Consider the following 23,224-nt stretch of genomic DNA (forward strand, 5'->3'; position numbering starts at 1 on the left):
TGCCTCAGCGATTCAGGGTTGCAAGGAAAGGATGGCCCTCGTCGTTCTGCGGTGTAACGATGGCGGACGAGCGAATGGTGTTCACGGTCTCCACACAGTGACGCGCATCTTCGATGCCGTAGCCACGGCCGGCGAGAATTTCCCGGTAGCTGGTGGTGTGCAGGTCGGTGAAGCCTTCGGAGAATTCCATCTCGTCGCCGTCGACCGTGATGGAGCGGTAAGTCGGCTTCTTGCCTTTGACCGAGTCCGGCAGGTCATCGGCATCGATCGACAGGAACCAGCGCACACGCGCCTTCTCATATTCCAGATAGCCAGCGGCTTTGTAATCATTGGCAAAGTGCACAACGTTACGCTGCAGCTTGCCGAAGATGAAATGCAACATGTCGTAGAAGTGCACGCCGATATTGGTCGCAACACCATAGGACTTGCGTGGATCGCCCTTCCAGCTCTCCATGTACCACTTGCCACGGGAAGTGATGTAGGTGAGTTCTACATCGTATTTACCGTCGCGAGACTCACGGGCAACTTTCTCTTTGAGATCGAGAATCGCCTGGTGATGACGCAGTTGCAGGATGTTGTAGACGCGCTTGCCCGTCTCGCGCTCGACCAGCGCCAGTTCGTCCAGGATTTCAGGCGTAGGAACCAGCGGCTTCTCGCAAATCACATCGCAGCCAAGGCGCAGACCTGCTGCAATATGCGAATGGTGCAGGTAGTTTGGCGAGCAAACAGCGACGTAGTCCAGGGCAGTCGCCGGGTCGCGTTTGAGCTGCCAGGCGTGTTCATTGAAACGCTCGAACTGAGTGAAGAACTCGCTCTGCGGAGACAGGCTGTCAATGATCCCCACGGAATCATTGATGTCATAAGCCGACACCAACTCGTTACCGGTGTCTTTGATTGCGCGCATATGCCGTGGGGCGATGTAGCCGGCAGCGCCGATAAGGGCGAAACGTTTCAAGGGGAACACTCCAGCAATCAGGCTTTGATGATATGAGCTTCAGGGGTGCGGTACTTGCCGCGACTGTCGACCACCAACCGTGCGTGTTGGCGAATCAGCTCATAGTCGAATTTATCGTGGTCGGTAGCCAGAACAACGGCATCGAAGCTCGCAATATTTTCGGCAGTCAGCGCTTCGCTGGACAGATTGAAGTGGTGCTCACGCATCTTCGGGAAAACCGGGACATGCGGGTCGCTGTAAGCCACCACGCAGCCTTTGGCCTCGAGCATTTCCATGATCTCGACTGAAGGCGATTCGCGCATATCGTCCACGTTTTTCTTGTAGGCGATACCGAGCACCAACACCTTGCTGCCTTTCAGGGCCTTGCTGCTGTTATTGAGGCCATCCATCAGCTTGCTGACGACGTACTCGGGCATAGCCTTGTTGACTTCACCGGAAAGCTCAATGAAACGCGTGTGCAAGCCGTATTCGCGAGCTTTCCAGGTCAGGTAGAACGGGTCGATAGGGATGCAATGCCCACCAAGACCTGGTCCTGGATAGTAAGCAGTGAAGCCGAATGGCTTGGTCGCAGCCGCATCGACCACTTCGAAAATATCGATACCCATACGATCGGCGACCACTTTCATTTCGTTGACCAAGCCGATATTCACCGCGCGGTGGATATTTTCCAACAGCTTGGTCATTTCGGCGGCCTTGGTGGAACTGACCGGTACGACCTGGTCGATGGCCTGCTCGTACAACGCGATACCGACTTCCAGGCACGCAGGGGTATGACCGCCGATCACTTTCGGAATAGTACGAGTTTCAAAGTTTGGATTGCCCGGATCTTCACGCTCCGGCGAATAGACCAGGAAGATGTTCTCACCGACCTTCAAGCCTCCTTCCTGAACACGCGGAAGCAGTTCTTCTTCCGTAGTCCCCGGATAGGTGGTGCTCTCCAGAGAGACAACCTGCCCTTCACGCAGATAAGGCTTGATCGCTTCCGTGGTGTTGATCACGAAGCTCATGTCCGGTTCACGGTACTTGTTCAGCGGGGTGGGCACACACAGGATCAGGGCGTCGCATTCGCTGGCGCGCTGGAAATCAGTGGTCGCCTCGAAGCCGCTTTGACGGGCGTTCTGAATTTTCTCGGCAGGGATATGCTCGATATAGCTTTGGCCGTCATTCAGTCGGGAGACTTTAGCCTCATCGATATCGATGCCCAGCACACGAAAGCCAATAGCGTTGTAACGCAACATCAGAGGCAGACCGACATAACCTAGTCCGACGATACCAATTAGAGCCTCTCTGCTTTTGAACTTGCCAACACTCGTCCGTTTCATGTCCGACATCAGGTAAAACTCCCATAAACTAATTCTTGAACGGTTAACACTTCAATCAATCGGGGGATTATCACCCGTTGTTGACGTTTTTCTGCGCATATCTGCTTGTGCTACCGGGGTAAGCGCTCGCGTGCTGGATGGCGCGATCCGAATAGCCTTCTATACTGGCGATGGCCTTATAGAGTGTTGCTGCCCTTCGCACGGAATAACCGCCTGCGGGAGGTTGGACCTGATTTGCAAGCAGGGTAATTCCTAAGCCGGCAACCGAAAAAAGCGCATTATGCCACTTATCTCCAAGCATGGCTTTAAGGCAATTGATGATGCTGGCTCCGTTCCGACCAACAAACACTGCTTAGCGTCATGGCATCTTTCGGTAGCGATACACCCACCCACTGAATGAACGAATTCTAGAATGGCATTTTGCCAGCCTCGATTAATGCCGTCGTTATACAATTTCGAAAAAAACCGCGCCTCCCTTTCGAGAAGCGCGGCTTTTTTACACCTAGGGAATCACACCCGAAAACGCTGCACCATGCCCTGCAGTGCATTGGCCAACTTCGCCAGCTGATGACTGGAAGCACTGGTCTGATCGGCACCGGAGGCGGAACGCACCGACAGATCACGGATATTCACCAAATTGCGATCCACTTCCCGAGCTACCTGCGCCTGTTCTTCCGCAGCACTGGCGATCACCAGATTGCGCTCGTGAATCTCGTGAACCGACGCCGTGATGGTCTGCAATGCATCGCCGGCCCGCTCAGCCAACACCAGTGTGCTGGCGGCACGGGATGCGCTGGCGTTCATGGAGTCCAGCGCCAGACTCGAGCCGTTGCGCATACCCTGGACCATCTGCTCGATTTCCTGGGTCGACTGTTGGGTGCGATGCGCCAGTGCGCGCACCTCATCAGCCACCACCGCGAATCCGCGCCCACTTTCACCCGCGCGCGCTGCTTCAATGGCTGCGTTGAGCGCCAACAGGTTGGTTTGCTCAGCGATAGCCCGAATCACATCCAGCACCTTGCCAATGTCCTGGGATTGATTGGCCAGCGACTGCACCAATTCACCGGTGTGCTGCACATCCTTGGCCAAGGCGCTGATGGCGCTGGCGGTTTCGCCAACCCGCTCCTGGCCCAGATGCGCCGATTCGCTGGACTGGCGAGTGGCATCGGAAGTCGACACGGCGTTACGCGCTACCTCTTCCACGGCGCTGGTCATCTCGTTGACCGCCGTGGCGGCCTGCTCAATTTCGTTGTTCTGTTGTTGCAGGCCCTGGGTGCTGTCGAGGGTAACGGCGTTCAACTCGTCAGCCGCCGTCGCCAACTGAGTCGCTGAACCGCTGATGGCTTGCAGAGTTTCACGCAGGTTCTGCTGCATGGTCGCCAGCGCCTTGAGCAAACGGGTCACTTCGTCGTTGCCATGGGTTGCGATCGGACGGGTCAGATCGCCCTGCGCCACGCTCTCCGCAACAATCAGCGCTTCATTCAAAGGACGGACGATGCTGCGAGTAAGCAACATCGCAAGCCCTACCGTCGCCAGCGCCGCTAACGCGACAAACAAACTGACAATCGTCCGCGATGTTTCATAGTGCGCTGCGGATTTCTGGCTTTCAGCGGCGACCTGTCTGGCGAACAGATCCGCCAGATCACTGAGCTGTTTGCCGGAACCATCGACCACGGTTTTCATGTCGACCAGCAGCAGTTTGGTCAATTCGTCACGGCGCCCTTGCTCTGCGAGGGTGAACGACTGGGCAATGCCGGTACGATAGGCGGCGAAGGTGGTTTTGAACTGGTCATACAAAGCCTGGCCTTCGGCGGTGTCGACCAGCTGGTCATAAGCCGCGATCTTGTTGCTCAACTCCTTGTCGCGGGTGTCCATCTGACCGCGGTAGGTCGGAATATTCTTTGGGTCCTGATCCAGCGCCATGCGCAAGGAAATGGTGCGGATGCGCAACATCAGTTCGCGAATCTCGTCACCCCCGCGGATGCTCGGCAGCCATTGCTTCTCCACGGCAACCTCGCTCTCGCGAATGCTCGACATTTGCCCCAGGGCAAACATCCCGAGCAACGCCACCAACACGGCGATCAAGGCGAAACCCAGCGCGGCACGGGGGGCAATATTCAGCTGACGAAGAAACATAACGAGCGCCTTTCTTGTTGTTGGCTTGAATGGGAGGCCGCGTCTGGCCTCGACAGCTCGTTATCGGCTAGTTGTACGATGACTTGAAAGGATTTGGCTTTTTCGAAGACAAAAAAAATCCCCGTATCTTTCGATACGAGGATTTTTAATATGGTCGGGGTAAGGGGATTCGAACTCCTGACATCCTGCTCCCAAAGCAGGCGCGCTACCGGACTGCGCTATACCCCGGTAAAAAAAAGGCACCTTTTAAAGGCGCCTTCTGCGAACAGAGCTTTTGGCGTCTGATCTTAAGATTCGATTCCAGCGCTAACTGGTTTCAAAAATGGTGGGTCGTGTGGGATTCGAACCTACGACCAATTGGTTAAAAGCCAACTGCTCTACCAACTGAGCTAACGACCCAAAAATGGTCGGGGTAAGGGGATTCGAACTCCTGACATCCTGCTCCCAAAGCAGGCGCGCTACCGGACTGCGCTATACCCCGGTTTGAAATTGGCTCCGTGACCAGGACTCGAACCTGGGACCCAATGATTAACAGTCATTTGCTCTACCGACTGAGCTATCACGGAACTACATATTTCAATTTACAACGGTGAAGCTTTGCTGCGTTCTCTTCGACTCGTTCGCATCGCTGCGTTCGCGTGTCTGAGGCGCGCTATTCTACAATCTTAAGCACCTCTGTCAACCCCCTAAATTGCTTTCAAGTTAATGATTTGCAACTTATTTCAGATTCCAGCTTGGGGAGCTGGAACCCTTCAGGGCGACTTACTGCGGGGCGCACTTTACAAGCCTTTTCCTTTCAGTTCAACAACCTGACGAAAAAAAGGCCTCGCAATGCGAGGCCTCTTCAATTTTATTGCCGATGTGGATCAGGCGAAGACGATCTCGTCGTTTTCCACAACGCCTTTGGCGGTATCGCCGGGCATGAAACGACCCGACAGAATCAGCTGCGCCAGCGGGTTTTCGATCCAGCGCTGGATCGCTCGTTTGAGCGGCCGTGCGCCGTACACTGGGTCGTAACCAACCGCGATCAGCTTATCCATGGCCTCAGGGCTGAGTTCCAGCTTCAGCTCCCGTTCGGTCAGGCGACTGCGCAGACGACCCAACTGGATCTCGGTAATGCCCACGATCTGATCCCGAGCCAATGGCTCGAAGATCACCACTTCGTCGACCCGGTTGATGAACTCCGGCCGGAAGTGCGTGGAAATCGCATCCATCACCGCCGCGCGCTGAGCCTCACGATCACCGACCAGTTCCTGGATCTGTACCGAGCCCAGGTTGGAGGTCATGACGATCACGGTGTTCTTGAAATCCACCGTGCGGCCATGGCTGTCGGTCAGACGACCATCTTCAAGCACTTGCAGCAAGATGTTGAAGACGTCCGGGTGGGCCTTCTCGACCTCATCCAGCAGGATCACCGAATAAGGCTTGCGACGCACCGCCTCGGTCAGGTAACCGCCCTCCTCGTAACCTACGTAGCCTGGTGGCGCACCGATCAACCGGGCCACGGAATGTTTCTCCATGAACTCGGACATGTCGATCCGCACCATCGCCTCTTCGGTATCAAAGAGGAACTCGGCCAACGCTTTGCACAGCTCGGTTTTACCGACACCGGTCGGGCCGAGGAACATGAACGAACCGCTTGGACGATTCGGGTCGGACAACCCGGCCCGCGAACGCCGCACTGCGTTGGAAACCGCGATCACCGCTTCGTCCTGACCAATCACACGCTGGTGCAACAGGCTTTCCATCTTCATCAGCTTGTCGCGCTCACCCTCGAGCATTTTCGACACCGGAATGCCGGTCCACTTCGAGACGACTTCGGCGATTTCTTCCTCGGTCACCTTGCTGCGCAGCAACTGGTTTTCGCTTTTGCCGTGCTGGTCGACCATTTGCAGGCTGCGCTCCAGGTCCGGGATCACCCCGTATTGCAGCTCGGCCATGCGGTTCAGGTCGCCTTTACGGCGCGCGGTTTCCAGTTCCTGACGGGACTGTTCGATTTTCTGCTGGATCTGCGCAGAACCCTGGACTTCGGCTTTTTCCGAGTTCCAGATTTCTTCGAGGTCCGAATACTCACGCTCATGACGAACGATTTCTTCCTGGAGTTTTTCCAGGCGTTTCTTCGCGGCGTCATCGCTTTCTTTTTTCAGCGCCTGGGATTCCACCTTCAGCTGAATCAGACGACGCTCCAGGCGGTCCAGCACTTCCGGCTTGGAGTCAATTTCCATGCGGATGCGGCTGGCGGCTTCGTCGATCAGGTCGATGGCCTTGTCCGGCAACTGACGATCGGTAATGTAGCGATGACTGAGCTTGGCCGCGGCGATGATCGCACCGTCGGTGATCGCCACTTTGTGGTGAACTTCATAACGCTCTTTCAGACCACGCAGAATGGCGATGGTGTCTTCTTCGCTCGGTTCGTCCACCAGCACTTTCTGGAAGCGCCGCTCGAGAGCCGCGTCCTTCTCTATATATTGGCGGTACTCGTTGAGCGTGGTTGCGCCGACGCAGTGCAATTCACCACGAGCCAATGCAGGCTTGAGCATGTTGCCCGCGTCCATCGAGCCTTCGCCTTTACCGGCGCCGACCATGGTGTGCAGTTCGTCGATGAACAGAATGATCTGCCCTTCCTGCTTCGACAGTTCATTGAGCAGGGATTTCAGGCGCTCCTCGAACTCGCCGCGGTATTTGGCACCGGCAATCAATGCCCCCATGTCCAGGGACAGCAGACGTTTGCCTTTCAGGCCGTCCGGCACTTCGCCGTTGATGATGCGTTGGGCCAGACCCTCGGCGATGGCGGTTTTACCGACACCAGGCTCACCGATCAGCACCGGGTTGTTTTTGGTGCGGCGTTGCAGCACCTGAATGGTCCGACGAATTTCGTCGTCACGACCGATCACCGGATCGAGTTTGCCGTCTTCGGCGCGCTTGGTCAGGTCGACGGTGTATTTATCCAGCGCCTGGCGCGACTCTTCGTGGTTGGCGTCGTTGACCGCTTCACCGCCACGCAGGTTATTGATCGCGTTCTCCAGGGCTTTTTTGCTCACGCCCTGGCCGAGCAACAATTTGCCGAGTTTGCTGTTCTCATCCATGGCGGCGAGCAGCACCAGCTCACTGGAAATGAACTGATCGCCCTTCTGCTGGGCCAGACGATCGGCCTGGTTGAGCAGGCGCGCCAGATCCTGCGACATGTTGACGTCGCCGGTCGGGTTCTGGATTTTTGGCAGCTGATCGAGCTCTTTGGTCAGCTCTTTACGCAGGCTGTTGACGTCGAAACCGACCTGCATCAACAGGGGTTTGATCGAACCGCCCTGCTGCTCAAGCATGGCCTGCATCAAGTGCGCCGGTTCGATACCGGGATGGTCAAGGCCGACGGCCAGCGATTGGGCGTCGGATAGAGCTAACTGCAATTTGCTGGTTAAACGATCTATACGCATGGGTCACCTTCCTTTTGAGCAGGCCGGACCTATAAAACATCCTGAATGAAGAAACCTGCCAGATACCTCACTAGATGTGGTCGATTCTGGGAGTTTCAAGCGTCGTACAGTTGATGTAGATCAGAGAAGTCTAGCGTTCGAGCCAGATAAGCGAGGCAAACCGACCGGTGCGTGGGCTACGGCGGTAAGAAAAGAAGCGCGGATCGGTCACGGTACAGAAACCGCCACCATATACAGCAGTAACGCCGCGAACAGCCAGACGCAAGCGCGCCAGCTCGTAGATGTCGGCCATGAACTTGCCGGCGTTTGCACTTGGCACAAAGGCTTTGGCGGCTTCAGGCAATTGCTCGACGAAGGTTTCGCGAACTTCCGGGCCGACTTCAAAGGCTTGCGGGCCAATCGCCGGGCCGAGCCAGACCAGAATGTCTTCCGGTGGTACGGCCAGTGCGTCCAGAGTTGCTTCCAGCACACCCGCCGCCAGCCCGCGCCAACCGGCATGGGCGGCTGCGACGCGCGTGCCGGCACGGTCGCAGAACAATGCGGGCAAGCAATCCGCCGTCATTGCCGCGCAGGCAATGCCGGGTGTTGCCGTCCAACTGGCGTCGGCGGTGGCCACAAGGCTTGGGTCCGCGTGAGCCACGACGATGCCGTGAACCTGCTTTAACCAGGCCGGTTGAATAGAGAAATGATCGGTAAGGCGACGGCGGTTTTCGGCAACAGCTTCAGGGCTGTCATCGACGTGATCGCCGAGGTTGAGGCTGTCGAACGGCGCCAGACTGACGCCGCCCGCACGGGTGGTCACACAGGCTTTCACCCCGGCAGGCGCAGGCCAGTCGGGAATCAGCCAGTCACTCATCCGATGAACGCCTCGCGGTCTTGCTTGAGCAATGTCAGCAACCAGACGAAATCGTCCGGCAGTGGCGACTCCCAGCTCATGCGCACACCGGTGGTCGGGTGATCCAGCTCCAGGAACCGCGCATGCAGCGCCTGACGCGGGAACGTCTTCAAGGAATCGACCATGGTCTGGCTGGCGGCTGGCGGAATGCGGAAACGACCGCCGTAGGCAGGATCTCCGACCAACGGGAAGTTGATGTGAGCCATGTGTACGCGAATCTGGTGCGTACGACCGGTTTCCAGCTTCACCCGCACGTGCGTGTGGGAGCGGAAGCGCTCGAGCACGCGGTAGTGGCTGACGGCTTGCTTGCCACCTTCCATCACAGCCATGCGCTGGCGTTGCTGGCCGTGACGACCAATCGGCGCGTTGATCTTGCCGCCCGCCGTCACCACACCGATCACGATGCATTCGTAGATACGGCTGACGCTGCGGCTCTGCAACTGTGTAACCAGCTGCGTCTGCGCCTGAATGGTCTTGGCCACCACCATCAGACCGGTGGTGTCCTTGTCCAGGCGATGCACGATACCGGCGCGGGGCACATTGATGATGTCCGGCACGTGGTGCAGCAAGGCGTTGAGCAAGGTGCCATCAGCGTGGCCGGCGGCAGGATGCACCACCAGGCCCGCAGGCTTGTTGATCACGAGGATGTCGTCGTCTTCATAGACGATGTCCAGCTCGATGTCCTGAGCGATCCATTCGCCCTGAGCTTCCTGCTCGGCAGTGAGCTCCAGAATGGCGCCACCGTGAACGATGTCTCGCGGGCGGATTACCGCCCCATCCACAGTCAGGCGGCCGTCTTTGATCCAGGCGGAAAGGCGCGAGCGCGAGTGCTCAGCGAATAATTGTGCGGCGACTTGATCGAGGCGTTGGCCGCCCAATTCGGACGGCACCTCTGCGCGAAGTTCAATTTTATCGGACATGCTCGGACTAGGCGTCGGCACAGCCTTTGGTTTCGGCTGCGCGCTTGTGGTTAAATACGGCGTCTTTTGCCCCGAGGCTATTCAACGGGGCGCTCATCATAACAGGACGGCCCCGCCCAAGACAGCGGCCGTCATAGGGACGCAAGCCGCCATGCAAGTGAAACACCTGCTGCTGATCGCCATCCTCGCATTGACCGCTGCTTGCTCATCGAAGGAAGTCGTAGACGAAAACCTTAGCGAAGTCGAGCTGTACCAGCAGGCTCAGACCGACCTGGACAACAATAGCTACACCGCCGCCACAGCCAAGCTGAAGGCGCTGGAGTCGCGTTATCCATTTGGCCGCTACGCCGATCAGGCTCAACTCGAGCTCATCTACGCCAACTACAAGAACACCGAGCCTGAGGCTGCGAAGTCTGCCGCCGAGCGTTTCATTCGTTTGCACCCACAGCATCCGAACGTGGATTACGCCTACTACCTCAAGGGTCTGACGTCTTTCGACCAGGACGTCGGCCTGCTGTCGCGGTTCCTGCCGCTGGACATGACCAAGCGTGACCCGGGCGCTGCCCGCGACTCCTATAACGAGTTCGCCCAGCTGACCAGCCGCTTCCCGAACAGCCGCTACTCGCCGGACGCCAAGCAGCGCATGATTTATCTGCGCAACCTGCTGGCGGCCTACGAGATTCACGTTGCCGACTACTACCTGACCCGTCAGGCCTACGTCGCTGCCGCGAACCGTGGTCGTTACGTTGTGGAAAACTTCCAGGAAACCCCGTCGGTCGGTGATGGCCTGGCGATCATGACCGAAGCCTATCAGCGTCTGCACCTGGACGACCTGGCGGCCACCAGCCTCGAAACCCTGAAGCTCAACTACCCGAACCACCCAACCCTGGTGGACGGTCAGTTCGTGCCGTCGGTAGACGAAGCCGACAACCGTTCGTGGTTGAGCAAGGCGACCCTGGGCCTGATCGAATCCCGTCCACCGCTGCCGCCGGGCGAAACCCGCGCCAACCAGGACGTGCAGAGACAATTCCGAGACGCCAAAGACGCGATTCCGAACGATCTCAAGCCTAAAGATGAAAATGGCGACGTGATCGAAGAAGAGGAACACGAGTCCGAAGCCAACAACAGCGACCGCTCGTGGTTCAGCTACATGACCTTCGGCGTGTTCGACTGATACCTCGGTTGTGCAAAAAGGGAGACTCTTGAGTCTCCCTTTTTATTTCAGCGATTTATTACGCTGTGCGCCCGTCATGTCCTTGGCTAAACTGCAGAATCACTCGTCATAAAGCAGCTCACCATGCTTCGTCTATTGTTCTGGATCGCCCTGATTGCCGCTGCGGTATGGTTCTGGCGCAAGTTCAAGGCTCAACCCTCTGTACCCAAGTCCTCTGCCGAACTGGAAGCCGCGCCCATGGTCCGTTGTGCCCATTGTGGCGTCCACCTGCCCCGCGACCGCGCGCTGAACCTTCAACAACAGTGGTATTGCAGCCAGGCTCACCTCGAGCAAGGCCCGGGCACCAGTGATCGCTGAGACGTCCAGTCCCGGCAGCAAACAGGCCCAGCGACTGCTGCGCCTTTATCATCTCTACCGCTTGAGTGTCGGCATCACCCTGGTGCTGCTGATCTCCAGCAACCTCGACAACCAGTTGCTGACCTATTCCAATGACGACCTGTTGCGCAGCGGCAGCTGGTTGTACCTGGTCCTGAACATTCTGCTGGTGGTCTTCCTTGAGAACACCCGCCGTCCGGCGCAACTGTTCAGCCTGGCACTGATGGATGTGCTGCTGCTGTGCGGCCTGTTCTATGCCGCCGGTGGTGTTGCCAGCGCCATTGGCAACCTGCTGATCGTTTCAGTGGCCATCAGCAATGCCTTGTTGCGAAGTCGTATCGGCCTGCTGATTGCCGCCGTCGCCGCAATCGGCATCGTCGGGCTGAGTTTTCTCCTGAGCTTCAGCCATCCCGCCCCCCCTAACGATTACCTGCAAGTCGGTACGCTCGGTGCGCTGTGTTTTGCCGCTGCCTTGCTGGTGCAAGGGCTGATCCAGCGCGTGGAAGTCAGCGAAACCCTCGCCGAGCAACGGGCCAGTGAAGTCGTAGGCCTTGAAGCCCTTAATGCGCTGATCCTGCAGCGCATGCGCACCGGCATCCTGGTGCTCGACGACCAGCGGCGAGTGCAACTGGCCAATCACAGCGCCCAGACCCTGCTGGGCCGTGACAACCTCGAAGGCCAACGAATCGATGACCACTCACCCGCACTCGTCGAGCGCCTGCAACTGTGGTTGAACAACCCGACGCTGCGCCCCCAAAGCCTGAAAGTCACCGGCAGTGGCCTGGAGCTGCAACCGAGTTTCATTGCGCTGGACCAAAGCCCACACCACCAGATCCTGGTCTTTCTTGAAGACCTCGCGCAAATCGCCCAGCAGGCGCAACAACTGAAACTCGCCGCCCTCGGCCGCCTGACAGCCGGGATCGCCCACGAAATACGCAATCCGCTGGGCGCCATTAGTCATGCCGCCCAGTTATTGCAGGAATCGGAGGAACTGAACCGCGCGGACCGACGTCTGACCCAGATTATTCAAGATCACTCTCAGCGTATGAATCGGGTTATCGAAAACGTCCTGCAACTGTCCCGCCGCCAGCAAACCGTGTCGCAACGGCTTGATCTGAAGCCGTGGCTGGAACAGTTCGTTGCAGAAAGTCGCGAAGGTGCACTCGATCGTCAGCAGATTCATCTGCATATCGGCTCGGGAGACTTCCAAACCCTGATGGACCCGAACCAACTGACCCAGATTCTCGACAACCTGCTGCGCAATGCCTGGCGCCACAGCGCTCAAACCCACGATCAGGCGCAGGTCTGGCTTGATCTGTTCATCGACCCCGACACTCAGCTACCGATCATCGAAGTCCTGGACGATGGCCCCGGCGTGGCACCGGATCAGCAAGTGCACCTGTTCGAACCGTTCTTCACCACCAGCGCCCAAGGCACAGGCCTGGGGCTTTATCTGTCCCGTGAACTGTGCGAAAGCAACCAGGCCCGCCTAGACTTCAAACCACGCCAAGGCGGCGGCTGCTTTCGCATCACCTTTGCTCACGGACGGAAACAAAGTTGAACATGAGCCCACGGCAAAAAGTCCTGATCGTCGACGACGAACCGGATATCCGCGAACTCCTGGAAATCACCCTGGGACGAATGAAACTCGACACCTTCAGCGCCCGCAACCTTGGCGAAGCCCAGGCCCTGTTGAAGCGCGAAACGTTCGAGCTGTGCCTGACCGACATGCGCCTGCCGGACGGCACCGGCCTTGAGCTGGTGCAACACATTCAGCAACGCTACCCCCAACTGCCGGTGGCCATGATCACCGCTTACGGCAACCTTGAAACGGCGATCAACGCGCTAAAAGCCGGTGCTTTCGACTTCCTGACCAAACCGGTCGACCTCGCCCGCCTGCGCGAGTTGGTCACCAGCGCACTGCGCATGCCCGCACCGGGTGCCACCGTCGATCGTCGCTTGCTGGGCGACTCGTTGCCCATGCGCAATTTGCGTAAACAAATCGACAAACTGGCCCGCAGCCAGGCGCCGGTGTACATCAGCGGCGAATCCGGCAGCGGCAAGGAATTGGTCGCACGACTGATCCATGAACAAGGTTCCCGCGCCCACCAGCCGTTTATTCCGGTGAACTGCGGGGCGATCCCGTCGGAATTGATGGAGAGCGAATTTTTCGGCCATCGCAAAGGCAGCTTCAGCGGTGCCATCGAAGACAAACCCGGGCTGTTCCAGGCAGCCCATGGCGGCACGCTGTTCCTCGACGAAGTGGCTGATTTACCGCTGGCGATGCAGGTCAAACTGTTGCGGGCGATTCAGGAAAAAGCCGTTCGCAGCGTGGGCGGACAACAGGAAACCGTGGTCGATGTGCGCATCCTCTGCGCCACCCACAAAGATCTCGCCGCCGAAGTCGCCGCCGAACGCTTTCGCCAGGACTTGTACTACCGGCTCAACGTCATCGAATTACGGGTTCCGCCCTTGCGCGAACGCCGTGATGACATCGAATCGTTGGCCACTCATGTCCTTAAACGTCTGGCAGCCGGCAGCGGCCAGCCCGCCACGAAACTCCACCCGCAAGCGCTCGAGGCGCTGAAAAGCTATCGTTTTCCGGGCAACGTGCGGGAACTGGAGAACATGCTCGAACGGGCTCACACCTTGTGCGAAAACAAGCAGATCGAAGCCAGCGACCTGCGACTGGCCGAAGGCAACTGCACTGCAGACAGTGGGGTGCCGGACCTGACGCAGATCGACAATCTGGAAGACTATCTGGACAACGTCGAACGCAAACTCATTCTCCAGGCCCTGGAGGAAACCCGCTGGAACCGCACGGCGGCGGCTCAGCGGTTGAATTTGTCGTTTCGGTCGATGCGTTACAGGCTGAAGAAGTTCGGGTTGGATTGAGGGCCCATCGCGGGCAAGCCCGCTCCCACAGGTTTTGTGTCGATTGAAAATATTGTGATCGACGCAAACCTTGTGGGAGCGGGCTTGCCCGCGATGGCGATACCACAGACGCCGCGATCAGATCCGCCCGGCCGGCGCATACGGCGCCGGATCAATAATCGGCGCCCTGCCCAGCATCACATCCACAAACAACTGGCACGACGCCGGCGCCAGCACCAACCCGTTGCGGTAATGCCCGCAGTTGAGCCATAACCCATCGAACCCCGGCACCCGACCAATGTAGGGAATTCCCTCCGGAGAACCCGGTCGCAGCCCGGCCCAGTGTCCGACCACTTCGGCCTCCGCCAGCGCAGGAATCAGCTCCACCGCAGAGGCCTTCAGGCTCTCCAGCGCAGACGCGGTCGGTGTCTTGTCGAAGCCTTCATGCTCCAGCGTACTGCCAATCAGAATGTGGCCATCGCGCCGGGGAATCGCATAACGCCCCTTGGCCAACACCATGCTTGGCAGGAAATCCGCCGCGCACTTGTAGAGAATCATCTGCCCTTTCACAGGCTCGACAGGCAGTTCCAGCCCAAGGCTTTTGAGCAAATCACCGCTCCAGGCACCAGCAGTCAGCACCACTTGATCAGCGTGGATCGCGCCCGTCGAAGTGTGCACGCCGACGACATTATCGCCTTCACGGATAAACCCGCTGACCTCGCACTGCTCGTGAATCGTCACGTTCGGCAGCGCCAGCAAAGCGGCCTTGAGGGATTTCACCAGCCGCGGATTGCGCACATTGGCCACGTCGGCCATGTAGATCGCCCGGGAGAAACCGGCGCCCAGCACCGGCACCGCATCGTGCACCGCCGAGATATCCACAGCCCGCAGCGGACGGTTTTCCCGCTCGGCCCAGGCCAGCGCTTCGGCCTCATCATCCAGATCCAGCCAGTACAGGCCGGTGATGTGCACCTCGGGATCAACTCCTGTCGCGGCGAACAGTCGCTCGCCCAGCTGTGGATAAAAATCCTGGGACCAGTGGGCTAGCGCGGTGACCGCCGGGTTGTAGCGCCACGGGTAAAGTGGAGAAACAATGCCACCACCGGCCCAGGACGATTCCTGACCGACATTCGAACGGTCCAGCAGCACAACGCTCTGTACTTCGGACGCGAGATTGAACGCCGTCAGCAGGCCAATCACACCGCCGCCGACAATCACCACTTGCTGTTGCATGGTCATGTTCCGATCCAAACGTTAGATAGACAGAGGGCGCAAAAGGCGCCCGGAAAAGAAACTCAGCGCCCCCAGCAATCCTTGGTGGTCAGCCCGGTCTTTGCACCGACCATGCTTCTGACACCGGTGTTGTTGATGGTGAAATCGCCACACTTGTCAGTGGCCATGCTGCCGGCCTTGCGCGTTGCGGTCAGCAGAAAGGTCTGGTCGGTCACAGTCGGGGTGATGGTGTAGTAGTCATTGCCGGTGCTCAGGCCGGTGACACCGGTGTAGACATTACTCTTCGAGTAAAACCGTTCGAGAATCTGCGCCTGCTCGGAGAGCAGTCCGGCCACTTCAGCCCGGCGCCCCTTTTTCACGTATTCGGTGAGGCTCGGGTAGCCAATGGTGATGACGATCCCGATGATCGCAATCACGATCATGATTTCGATCAGGGTAAAACCTCGGTTGGATCTGCGCATGCCTCAACTCTCGCTTACTGAATTTGTCGCCACATGATGCGACGGCTGCCGCCGCCGCCCTTTTCGGTCAGCGTGGTCACCGTGCCACTGGTGTCGCCCACGAACTTTTTGGTTCCACCGTCGACGATGTTATTCACAATCGGATTTCCACTCGTCATGATCACACCACTGGAAATAGCGTCCTTGCTATCGATCAGGCCATCGCTCGTGGTATCGAGCACCGCGTAGTTGAGCATCTTACCGCTGAACGCATCCAGTTCGACCACTTTGCCAGTGCCGAAACTGGCACAAGGATCCGTGGTATCCACAATGGCCGTGGTAAATACGATGCGCCCCAACACCAGCGCCGCCTGGTTAATCACCCGCTCACCGGTCAATACGCTGTTGTAGACCAGTGGCAGGTACCAGCCCTTTTCCGCCGGATAGGTCACTTCGTTCTGGCTGGTGGTGATGAATTGCCCCGAGCTTCCCGAGAACACGCCCGTCACCGATTGAATCTGCAAACTTGACGTGGTGATCTGTCCGGAGCCACCGTCCGCATCCCACACCGCATAAAACGCCTGCAGATCCTTGTTGGTCTTGTCGACGGTCTCGTTGAACTTGCCGGTGCCGAAAAACACCACTTTACCGCCCAGTGAATTGTCCGCCAGCAGCGGTTGTGCGGTGATGGGCTGCGAGGCACCGCCCGCGGTCGTGAACAACGGCTTGCCGGAAAACGCTACGCCCCAGGTGTCCGTGCTGGTGCCGCTTAAATCAAACTTCCACAGCCTTCCTTTCAGGTCGCCACCATAGGCGGCCTGCACCACATTCTGCGAGTTGACCTTGAGCTTCACCGACGACAGGCCGTTGGTAGTTTCCGTCCTGTCGACCACGATTTTCTTGATCAGAGACCCATCGAGGATATCCACCACGTACAACGCTGCCACGCCCGAGTTGCTGCCATAGCCGTTGGAAATGAACGCTGCCCACCGCCCATTCGACAAGCGTGCCACTTCCGGACGGGCGTAGGCATAACCCAGATCATTGAAAACGTTCGCCGGGTTTGCAGTCCCGGGAGCACTGATTTCCCACAACGCCTTGATCACGTTACTGGGCGAAGCGTCAAACAACTGCAACGCGTAAAACGTCTTGCCACCCGCCCCTGTCCCGCCGATCGCCAGGGTTTTCCAGGCGCCGTTGAGTTGTGCATCGAATACGCCGACCTGCCCGTCGACCAGAAACCTGTGGCTGACGCCGTTGATGTAGGCCGTATCGGCGATGAAGCGCAACGACGGCAGTACGCTGGAAGGCATGTAGGCATAGCGCCTCGCACCGTTACCCGAGTTGATGACGCTGACAAAACCGTCGTTGGCGTTGACCACCAGGCTGGCGTTCATGTTGGTGGCTTTGGTCGCCAGATAGGTGGTGTAGCTGGTGTCACTCACCAGATCCGATGCGGTTTTGTCCGCCGGCGAGGCCAAGACCAAAGGTGAGTTGATGATGTCGCCGAGCAACACGCTGCGTACTTTCAAGCCCGCTTTGTTGGTGCCCTTGCTCCACTCCACCAGATCGCTGCCGGTGATGCCGGTGGGCAGGCCCTGACTCAGCGCTGTCTGTTGTGTCGAGTCGAAATTGGTGTAAGCCAGGGTGACGGGGGTATTGCTCGCGGTGTTCCAGGACTGATAAGTCGGCGCCGTAGCGCCGGGCACTATGGCGGTGTCGGTGGTCCAGAGCACTGATGAAGTGTTGACCGATCCGGTGGAGGTGAACCCGTAGGATTTGATGGTGCCGCGCCAGTCCTTGGGGTCATAGCTGGTCTGGAAATAGGCAGAGCCAGCCCCGACGATTGAGCTGCTGGTGGTGCCGCTACCTCCTGAACCGGCTTTCGACGTGATGTCGCTCAGGGCAGATGCCAGCGCGGTGTTAAGGCCGACGCTGTCTGTTGCCTGATAGTACTTGCCCTGCCCGTATCTGGCGGCGTCCGACAACATCTGGTTCGCGGCAGTGAAACCTACGGCGTAGGTGTTCATGTTCTGCGTGGGGAAATCCGTGGCGTTCCAGTTCTTGCCGGCGCCGTCGGTACCGGTGGTTCGCATGTCGATGTCGAAAGCGAATTTGGCAATGTCGTCCAGATACAACGTATCACCCTCGCCATCACCGGAGAGATTGTCGCCATCGTTCGCGCTGATGCCATCCCAGTTCGGCAAACGGCTGCCACCGAGCGGGTCGTTGGTCGGGAAGGCCCGGTCGAACGTAGGCAGGCCATCGGTGATCACCACGCCGTAGTTTTTCTGGCAGCGATACTGGATCGGGCTGGTGTAAGTGGTGGGCGTCGAGTTGTAGTACGGCGCCATGCCGCGCATGTACCGCGTGATCTCGTAATAGGTTTCTGCCAGCGGGGTATTGGCGATTGCACTCAAACCCGTGATCGATGAAATCAGGTCATCGAAGTTATCGTCCGCTTTATCCTGGGTAACGCTGCCAACGGGAGACAGATCACTGACTGCGCGGGCAATAAAACCACCGGGGCCGGAATTGGAGCTCGAAGGCGGATTGAACGTCGACAGGCCGATACGCAGCGCACGATTACTGGTAACGAGTTTTTTGGACACATCCTTCGCGACATTCATACGGTAATCATTGGGGATCGCACCGGTGGTGTAATCCCGGCTTGCACCATTGGCCTGCGTTACCAGATAAGACAGGTAGTTAGCCGTGTAACGGGTGTTTTCATTGCCCACCGGGTCAGGCAACTTAAGACAAATCGATGACAGCCCCAAAAACCCCCGATAAAAACCGTACCAATTGCCGTTGGTCGAGCAACCGCCGCGATTCAGACTCGACAGAGCGATATTGGTATCGTCCATGTCCAGGCTCTGGCCCGAAAAACATGAGGTGTTGGAGCTGCAATTCGCAATTGGTGCTTGATTGGCCGCAGGATTGAAATCCGGCGCCCAAATGATGTTGTTCATGCTTCCCGAGTCGTCGATCAGCAGCATCACGTTTGGCGGAACCGCCGCAGCGCTCAGCAAGGGCGAATCCGAGGGCGTGAACGCGTATGCAGGGGCTGACAGGTACAGGCCCAATGCAACGCCAGAAAGCAACCGCCAGATCCCGGAACACCTGTCAGTACTTGGCATAGATGCTCTCCACCACACTGCGAACGTTATTGCCGACGATGGCCACTGCCGTGACCCGATAAAGCGTCGCAGAGGTGTTGCTTGGCACATTCACGGCGTTCAACGTGGTGCCGATGTTCTGCACCCCGTAGAAACCGTTGGCGGCAGCTATCCAGGTGACACCTGAAGTGGAATTGAGACCGGCAGCCGTGATGGTCGATGACTCGGCGGGTGGCAAACATTGATTGCCGCTGCAAACCGGCAATGCATAAGTACTCAATTGCACCGCACTTTCGCCGATGCGCAACGCGGCTTCGGCGATCTGGAACGACTGATTGCGCAGGGTCACGCTGGTGGCCATTTTTTCCTGCAGGGTGGCGTTCTGCATCGATGAAATTCCGATCAGTGTCAGCAACAGCAGGAACACGAGGCTCACCAGCAATGCCATGCCGCGCTGGGAGTGAGAGGTCATGGAAGAGAAATTCATCGGCCCTCCCCTTATGGCAGGCGGTTGCGCAAAGCGGCAACCACGTTGAAGGTTTGCTCGCTAACGCGACTGTTCGGATCTCTCAGCGTCAGCGTCAGCGTCAGGCGCACGCTACGGATTCGCGCAGGGTCGGATGGGTTGGGGCTGTAACTGGAAGCGGATGTATCAGTGGCCGACGCAGCGAGGCCGAAGCTCACGTCGAATTTGCTGACGTTGTCGACGAGCACTGCCTGAGTCGGCGTCCCGATGCCACTGCCCATCGTCAATTGCCCGTTCTTAAGGCTGTAGACCAGCCGCCGAATCGGAAACGCCAACTGTCCCGTCGCAGGATCCTGCTTGTTGGAATAAGCCGTCGCCGTGTTGCGGCAATCGGAAACCACCGTCCAAGTCGGTGTGCTGCCGCCCGCTCCCACATCGGCTGTCACCAGGGTCAGCTTGAGATTGGCATGGTCCCAACTGATCGGCGCTACCTGACTGAGATAGAAACTTCCTCCCGCGCTTGCATCGGTAATCGTCCCCAGACACCCAAACATCCCCACCATGCGGATTTCCTGAATCATCTTGCTCAGCACGAAACGCGCATCTTCCTGAATGTTCGCCGCCGCGTTCTGACTGGCGTAGGTGTTCTTGGCCGCGATAAAAACCTGCGCCACACCAAGTACCACGACCAGGCTCAACGCCAGGGCGATCAGCATTTCGATCAGGCCGAAACCTCTATTGAGCCGCTTCATGGCGTCGACACCGGATCGACGGCGGCGCGACTGGTCAGCACAAAGCTGCGGCGAGAGTTGGCGACATTGGCAGCCCGCGAGTCGTCCCAAGTGATGGTGATGGTGTACACCCGCTGATTAAGGGTGACGCTGCCCGTGGCGGTGCTGCCGAGGAAATTGACGATGTTGGAGGTGAAGTCGTACAGGTCCTGATCCCGAGCGACACTCAGGTTGCCCGATGTCGGCGGCGTGACGGTGTAATCGGCGCCGGAGTTGGCGCGGATGCGGTCCATCATGTCGTAGGCGATAAAACTTGCCTGGCTGGTCATGCGCGAACTGTCGGTGTATTTCAGCGCATTGAGCTGAAACGCCGCCGCCCCCAACAGGCCCACGCTCAGAATCAACAACGCCACCAGAACCTCGATCAGCGTCATGCCTTCCTGTGCTCGCTTGCTCCATCCCCTCATCCGCAACTTCCACCCAATAGAATTCGTCCGTTCAAACACACATTCAGCGTCCTGCTTTGCGCCCCCAGTACATAGCTGATCACCACCGCCGTGGACGGTGCCGACAGACCGCCCAGATTGTTGAAATCGATGGCGGTCACTCCTGAGGTTAGCGTCAGAGTCGCGTCACTGCTCATCGCTGGAACAACCCGCAACACACTGGCCGGAGTGCCAGTACTGTCGTAGACCGCCAACTCTCCGGTCCAGACGCTACCGCCAGCGGTTGGACGCACCCGGGTGGTAATGCCCCGGTCGATGGCTTCAAGCCTGGCGAAATTCAAAGCGCGCTGCAGGTCGCCGATTTCAGTGTCGGCCTTGGTGCCTTGCACCGAACGGGTAAACGCCGGCACCGCCAGGGTGATCAGAATCAGAAAGACGGCGAGCGCGACCAGCAACTCGATCAGCGTGAAACCTTTTGTACGATGATCCATCGGTGCCCTCCGTTGCCGTCGGCTATACCTGCTGTTACACGCTAGAACATTCGACGGACTGATGTTCGGTTGTTTTCCTATTACTCGCGCAAGGATTGCGCGGGCAACCGCATTCCAGGGAGGGAGTTTTCATGCGCCAGCAAGGTTTCAGTCTGATTGAACTGCTTATGGGACTGATGATTGTCGGGATTGTTCTGCATTTGGTCAGTCCGGCGTTCGCAGCACTCACCGAGTCGAACCATCGAGAAGTAGCAGCGGAGTCGTTGATCAGCGGTATACGCAATGCCAGGACTGCGGCACTCACCCATAACCAGAATGTCGTGATCCATGGCATCAATGGAGACTGGGGTCAGGGCTGGCGGATTATTCTGGACATCAGTGGCAAAGGCCCTGAAGACAGAAGCAATCCACTGTTGATTGAGCACGCACGTGACGCCGGTGTGCCGATTATCGGCAATTGGAGTGTGAACCGTTTTGTACGTTTCAGCCGTCTAGGCGAACCATTGATGCCGGGCAAGGCCTTTCAAGCGGGGACATTGCATATTTGCGCGGCTCGCGAACCGGTCAGCCACCTGCAGGTGGTCCTGGCCCGCTCCGGCCGCGTGCGCCTGGACAGCCAGAAGGCTGAACAAGCGCTGTGTACAGCGAAAAAGATTAAAGCAAAGAACGGACGCGTAACTCTTTAGGCATGGAGAACGTGATGTTTTCCTCGCGACCGGCCAGCTCATCGGCACCGGTAGCGCCCCAGGCCTGCAGTTGCTGAATCACGCCACGCACCAGCACTTCAGGAGCGGAGGCACCAGCGGTAATACCGATACGCTCGACACCGTCGAACCAGCTTTTTTGCAGGTCTTCGGCACCGTCGATCAGGTAGGCCGGGGTGGCCATGCGCTCTGCCAGCTCACGCAAGCGATTGGAGTTGGAGCTGTTCGGGCTGCCGACCACCAACACCACGTCACATTCATCGGCCAGTGTTTTGACTGCATCCTGACGGTTTTGCGTGGCGTAGCAGATGTCGTCCTTGCGCGGACCACCGATCGCCGGAAAGCGCGTACGCAGGGCGTCGATGACGCGGCTGGTATCGTCCATGGACAGGGTCGTCTGGGTGACGAATGCCAGTTTTTCGGGATTGTGCACCTGCAACGCGGCAACGTCTTTTTCATCTTCAACCAGATAGATCGCGCCACCATTGCTGCCATCGTACTGGCCCATGGTGCCTTCGACTTCCGGATGACCGGCGTGGCCGATCAGGATGCATTCACGGCCGTCGCGGCTGTATCGCGCAACTTCAATGTGCACCTTGGTCACCAGCGGGCACGTCGCGTCGAACACTTTGAGGCCACGGCCAGCGGCTTCGGTGCGAACAGCCTGGGAAACGCCGTGGGCACTGAAGATCACGATCACGTCGTCGGGCACCTGATCCAGTTCCTCAACGAAGATCGCGCCGCGAGCGCGCAGGTCTTCGACGACGAATTTGTTGTGCACCACTTCGTGGCGCACATAGATCGGCGGCCCGAAGACTTCCAGGGCGCGGTTGACGATTTCGATCGCACGGTCCACACCGGCGCAGAAGCCACGGGGGTTGGCGAGTTTGATTTGCATGCTGTGCCTCGTGTCTTGCCCTGTGTAGGAGCGAGCTTGCTCGCGAAAAACGAAAAGAAGACTCGTTTCGCCAGGATGTTTGCGTCTTCGTTGACGCCCATCGCGAGCTCGCTCCTACAGGACACCGCGTAGATTCAGAAAGAACGTATGTTATCGCGAGCCGGTGGGGTCAGTTACAACGATTTGACGCTGATGATCTCGACGTCAAAGGTCAATGTCTTGCCGGCCAGCGGATGATTGAAGTCGATGGTCACTTGCTCGTCATCGAACTCCTTCACAACGCCAGGCAGCTCAGTATTGGCCGCATCGTTGAAGATCACCAGCAAACCCGGCGACAGGTCCATGTCCTTGAACTGCGAGCGCGGGATGATCTGCACGTTTTGCGGGTTTGGCTGGCCGAACGCGTTTTCCGGCTGAATCGTCAGCGTACGCTTATCGCCCGCCTTGAAGCCGAACAGTGCCGCTTCGAAACCTGGTAACAGGTTGCCGTCGCCGACCTGGAAGGTCGCCGGGGCTTTGTCGAAGGTGCTGTCGACGGTGTCGCCGTTCTCCAGGCGCAGTGCAAAGTGCAAGGTGACTTCCGTGTTCTGGCGGATGCGTTGCTCAGCCAATAC

At 58.2% G+C, this 23,224-nt stretch carries 20 protein-coding genes, 4 tRNA genes and 1 pseudogene; 5 read left to right on the forward strand and 20 right to left on the reverse strand.

From position 1 onward, the window contains the following. Positions 1-4: 4 nt before the first annotated feature. The 11 genes and pseudogenes from wbpB to rluD all read right to left on the reverse strand — a co-directional run bounded on the left by wbpB (position 5) and on the right by rluD (position 9,659). Positions 5-955: a UDP-N-acetyl-2-amino-2-deoxy-D-glucuronate oxidase gene (gene wbpB, locus FBY04_RS18115; RefSeq protein ID WP_084319452.1), complete on the reverse strand. Its 951-nt coding sequence runs from the start codon at positions 953-955 to the stop codon at positions 5-7. A 17-nt stretch (positions 956-972) separates the two neighbouring features. Continuing rightward, entirely contained in the window at positions 973-2,277 is a 1,305-nt protein-coding gene (wbpA, locus tag FBY04_RS18120) for a UDP-N-acetyl-D-glucosamine 6-dehydrogenase (RefSeq protein WP_371927829.1), read from the reverse strand. A gap of 510 nt (positions 2,278-2,787) precedes the next feature. Then, on the reverse strand, positions 2,788-3,651 hold the full coding sequence (locus FBY04_RS33245; protein WP_371927830.1) for a methyl-accepting chemotaxis protein: 864 nt from the start codon (positions 3,649-3,651) through the stop codon (positions 2,788-2,790). Next, positions 3,643-4,413: pseudogene (locus FBY04_RS33250) on the reverse strand (MCP four helix bundle domain-containing protein); the annotation flags it as partial. The pseudogene FBY04_RS33250 and the gene FBY04_RS33245, both read right to left, overlap by 9 nt. A gap of 151 nt (positions 4,414-4,564) precedes the next feature. After that, positions 4,565-4,641 (reverse strand) — tRNA-Pro (locus tag FBY04_RS18130). A gap of 95 nt (positions 4,642-4,736) precedes the next feature. Then, positions 4,737-4,812, reverse strand: a tRNA-Lys gene (locus tag FBY04_RS18135). Between the two features lie 5 nt (positions 4,813-4,817). Continuing rightward, a tRNA-Pro gene (locus FBY04_RS18140) sits at positions 4,818-4,894 on the reverse strand. A gap of 9 nt (positions 4,895-4,903) precedes the next feature. Next, a tRNA-Asn gene (locus FBY04_RS18145) sits at positions 4,904-4,979 on the reverse strand. A 300-nt stretch (positions 4,980-5,279) separates the two neighbouring features. Beyond that, entirely contained in the window at positions 5,280-7,844 is a 2,565-nt protein-coding gene (gene clpB / locus FBY04_RS18150) for an ATP-dependent chaperone ClpB (protein WP_145316017.1), read from the reverse strand. 130 nt (positions 7,845-7,974) lie between these two features. Then, the gene (pgeF, locus tag FBY04_RS18155; RefSeq protein WP_145316019.1) at positions 7,975-8,700 is read right to left on the reverse strand and encodes a peptidoglycan editing factor PgeF; all 726 of its coding nucleotides are present in this window, start codon (positions 8,698-8,700) and stop codon (positions 7,975-7,977) included. After that, entirely contained in the window at positions 8,697-9,659 is a 963-nt protein-coding gene (rluD, locus tag FBY04_RS18160; protein WP_084319469.1) for a 23S rRNA pseudouridine(1911/1915/1917) synthase RluD, read from the reverse strand. The genes pgeF and rluD overlap by 4 nt, the downstream gene beginning before the upstream one ends. A 151-nt stretch (positions 9,660-9,810) precedes the next feature. Between rluD and FBY04_RS18165 the strand changes: the two genes are divergently transcribed. The 4 genes from FBY04_RS18165 (at position 9,811) to FBY04_RS18180 (ending at position 14,103) form a co-directional block, all read left to right on the forward strand. Next, entirely contained in the window at positions 9,811-10,833 is a 1,023-nt protein-coding gene (locus FBY04_RS18165) for an outer membrane protein assembly factor BamD (RefSeq protein WP_145316021.1), read from the forward strand. A 123-nt stretch (positions 10,834-10,956) separates the two neighbouring features. Further along, on the forward strand, positions 10,957-11,190 hold the full coding sequence (locus tag FBY04_RS18170; RefSeq protein ID WP_084319472.1) for a PP0621 family protein: 234 nt from the start codon (positions 10,957-10,959) through the stop codon (positions 11,188-11,190). Then, positions 11,180-12,769, forward strand: a complete 1,590-nt coding sequence (locus FBY04_RS18175; protein ID WP_145316023.1) for a PAS domain-containing sensor histidine kinase — start codon at positions 11,180-11,182, stop codon at positions 12,767-12,769. Before FBY04_RS18170 ends, FBY04_RS18175 begins: the two co-directional genes overlap by 11 nt. Before the next feature lie 2 nt (positions 12,770-12,771). Further along, positions 12,772-14,103, forward strand: a complete 1,332-nt coding sequence (locus FBY04_RS18180; RefSeq protein WP_084319476.1) for a sigma-54 dependent transcriptional regulator — start codon at positions 12,772-12,774, stop codon at positions 14,101-14,103. A gap of 117 nt (positions 14,104-14,220) precedes the next feature. Here the strand turns inward: FBY04_RS18180 and thiO are convergent, their stop codons facing one another. Genes thiO through FBY04_RS18215 form a run of 7 tightly spaced genes read right to left on the reverse strand, consistent with a single transcriptional unit; the run spans position 14,221 to position 21,008 of the window. After that, on the reverse strand, positions 14,221-15,321 hold the full coding sequence (thiO, locus tag FBY04_RS18185) for a glycine oxidase ThiO (RefSeq protein WP_145316025.1): 1,101 nt from the start codon (positions 15,319-15,321) through the stop codon (positions 14,221-14,223). A 56-nt stretch (positions 15,322-15,377) separates the two neighbouring features. After that, on the reverse strand, positions 15,378-15,776 hold the full coding sequence (locus FBY04_RS18190; RefSeq protein ID WP_145316027.1) for a type IV pilin protein: 399 nt from the start codon (positions 15,774-15,776) through the stop codon (positions 15,378-15,380). Positions 15,777-15,790: 14 nt separating this feature from the next. Beyond that, positions 15,791-18,895, reverse strand: coding sequence for a pilus assembly protein (locus FBY04_RS18195; protein WP_145316029.1), 3,105 nt, complete (start codon positions 18,893-18,895; stop codon positions 15,791-15,793). Next, positions 18,882-19,361, reverse strand: a complete 480-nt coding sequence (locus tag FBY04_RS18200) for a PilX N-terminal domain-containing pilus assembly protein (RefSeq protein WP_145316031.1) — start codon at positions 19,359-19,361, stop codon at positions 18,882-18,884. The genes FBY04_RS18195 and FBY04_RS18200 overlap by 14 nt, the downstream gene beginning before the upstream one ends. Positions 19,362-19,372: 11 nt before the next feature. Then, complete coding sequence (locus FBY04_RS18205) at positions 19,373-20,092, reverse strand: PilW family protein (RefSeq protein ID WP_145316034.1); 720 nt, start codon at positions 20,090-20,092, stop codon at positions 19,373-19,375. After that, on the reverse strand, positions 20,089-20,538 hold the full coding sequence (gene pilV, locus FBY04_RS18210) for a type IV pilus modification protein PilV (protein ID WP_084319487.1): 450 nt from the start codon (positions 20,536-20,538) through the stop codon (positions 20,089-20,091). The genes FBY04_RS18205 and pilV overlap by 4 nt, the downstream gene beginning before the upstream one ends. Next, complete coding sequence (locus tag FBY04_RS18215) at positions 20,535-21,008, reverse strand: GspH/FimT family pseudopilin (protein WP_084319489.1); 474 nt, start codon at positions 21,006-21,008, stop codon at positions 20,535-20,537. Before FBY04_RS18215 ends, pilV begins: the two co-directional genes overlap by 4 nt. A gap of 131 nt (positions 21,009-21,139) precedes the next feature. Here FBY04_RS18215 and FBY04_RS18220 point away from each other — a divergent pair, with 131 nt between their 5' ends. Next, a complete protein-coding gene (locus FBY04_RS18220) occupies positions 21,140-21,694 on the forward strand; it encodes a GspH/FimT family pseudopilin (protein WP_084319491.1) in 555 nt (184 codons plus the stop codon). Here the strand turns inward: FBY04_RS18220 and ispH are convergent. Both ispH and fkpB read right to left on the reverse strand, forming a co-directional pair. Continuing rightward, positions 21,663-22,610 carry a 4-hydroxy-3-methylbut-2-enyl diphosphate reductase gene (ispH, locus tag FBY04_RS18225; RefSeq protein ID WP_084319493.1) on the reverse strand — a complete coding sequence of 316 codons (948 nt, stop codon included), beginning with the start codon at positions 22,608-22,610 and terminating at the stop codon, positions 21,663-21,665. The genes FBY04_RS18220 and ispH overlap by 32 nt on opposite strands. A gap of 173 nt (positions 22,611-22,783) precedes the next feature. Next, entirely contained in the window at positions 22,784-23,221 is a 438-nt protein-coding gene (fkpB, locus tag FBY04_RS18230) for an FKBP-type peptidyl-prolyl cis-trans isomerase (protein WP_174602658.1), read from the reverse strand. Positions 23,222-23,224: the final 3 nt, after the last annotated feature.

The sequence above is a fragment of the Pseudomonas sp. SJZ080 genome (assembly GCF_007828295.1).
GTDB lineage: Bacteria > Pseudomonadota > Gammaproteobacteria > Pseudomonadales > Pseudomonadaceae > Aquipseudomonas > Aquipseudomonas migulae_A.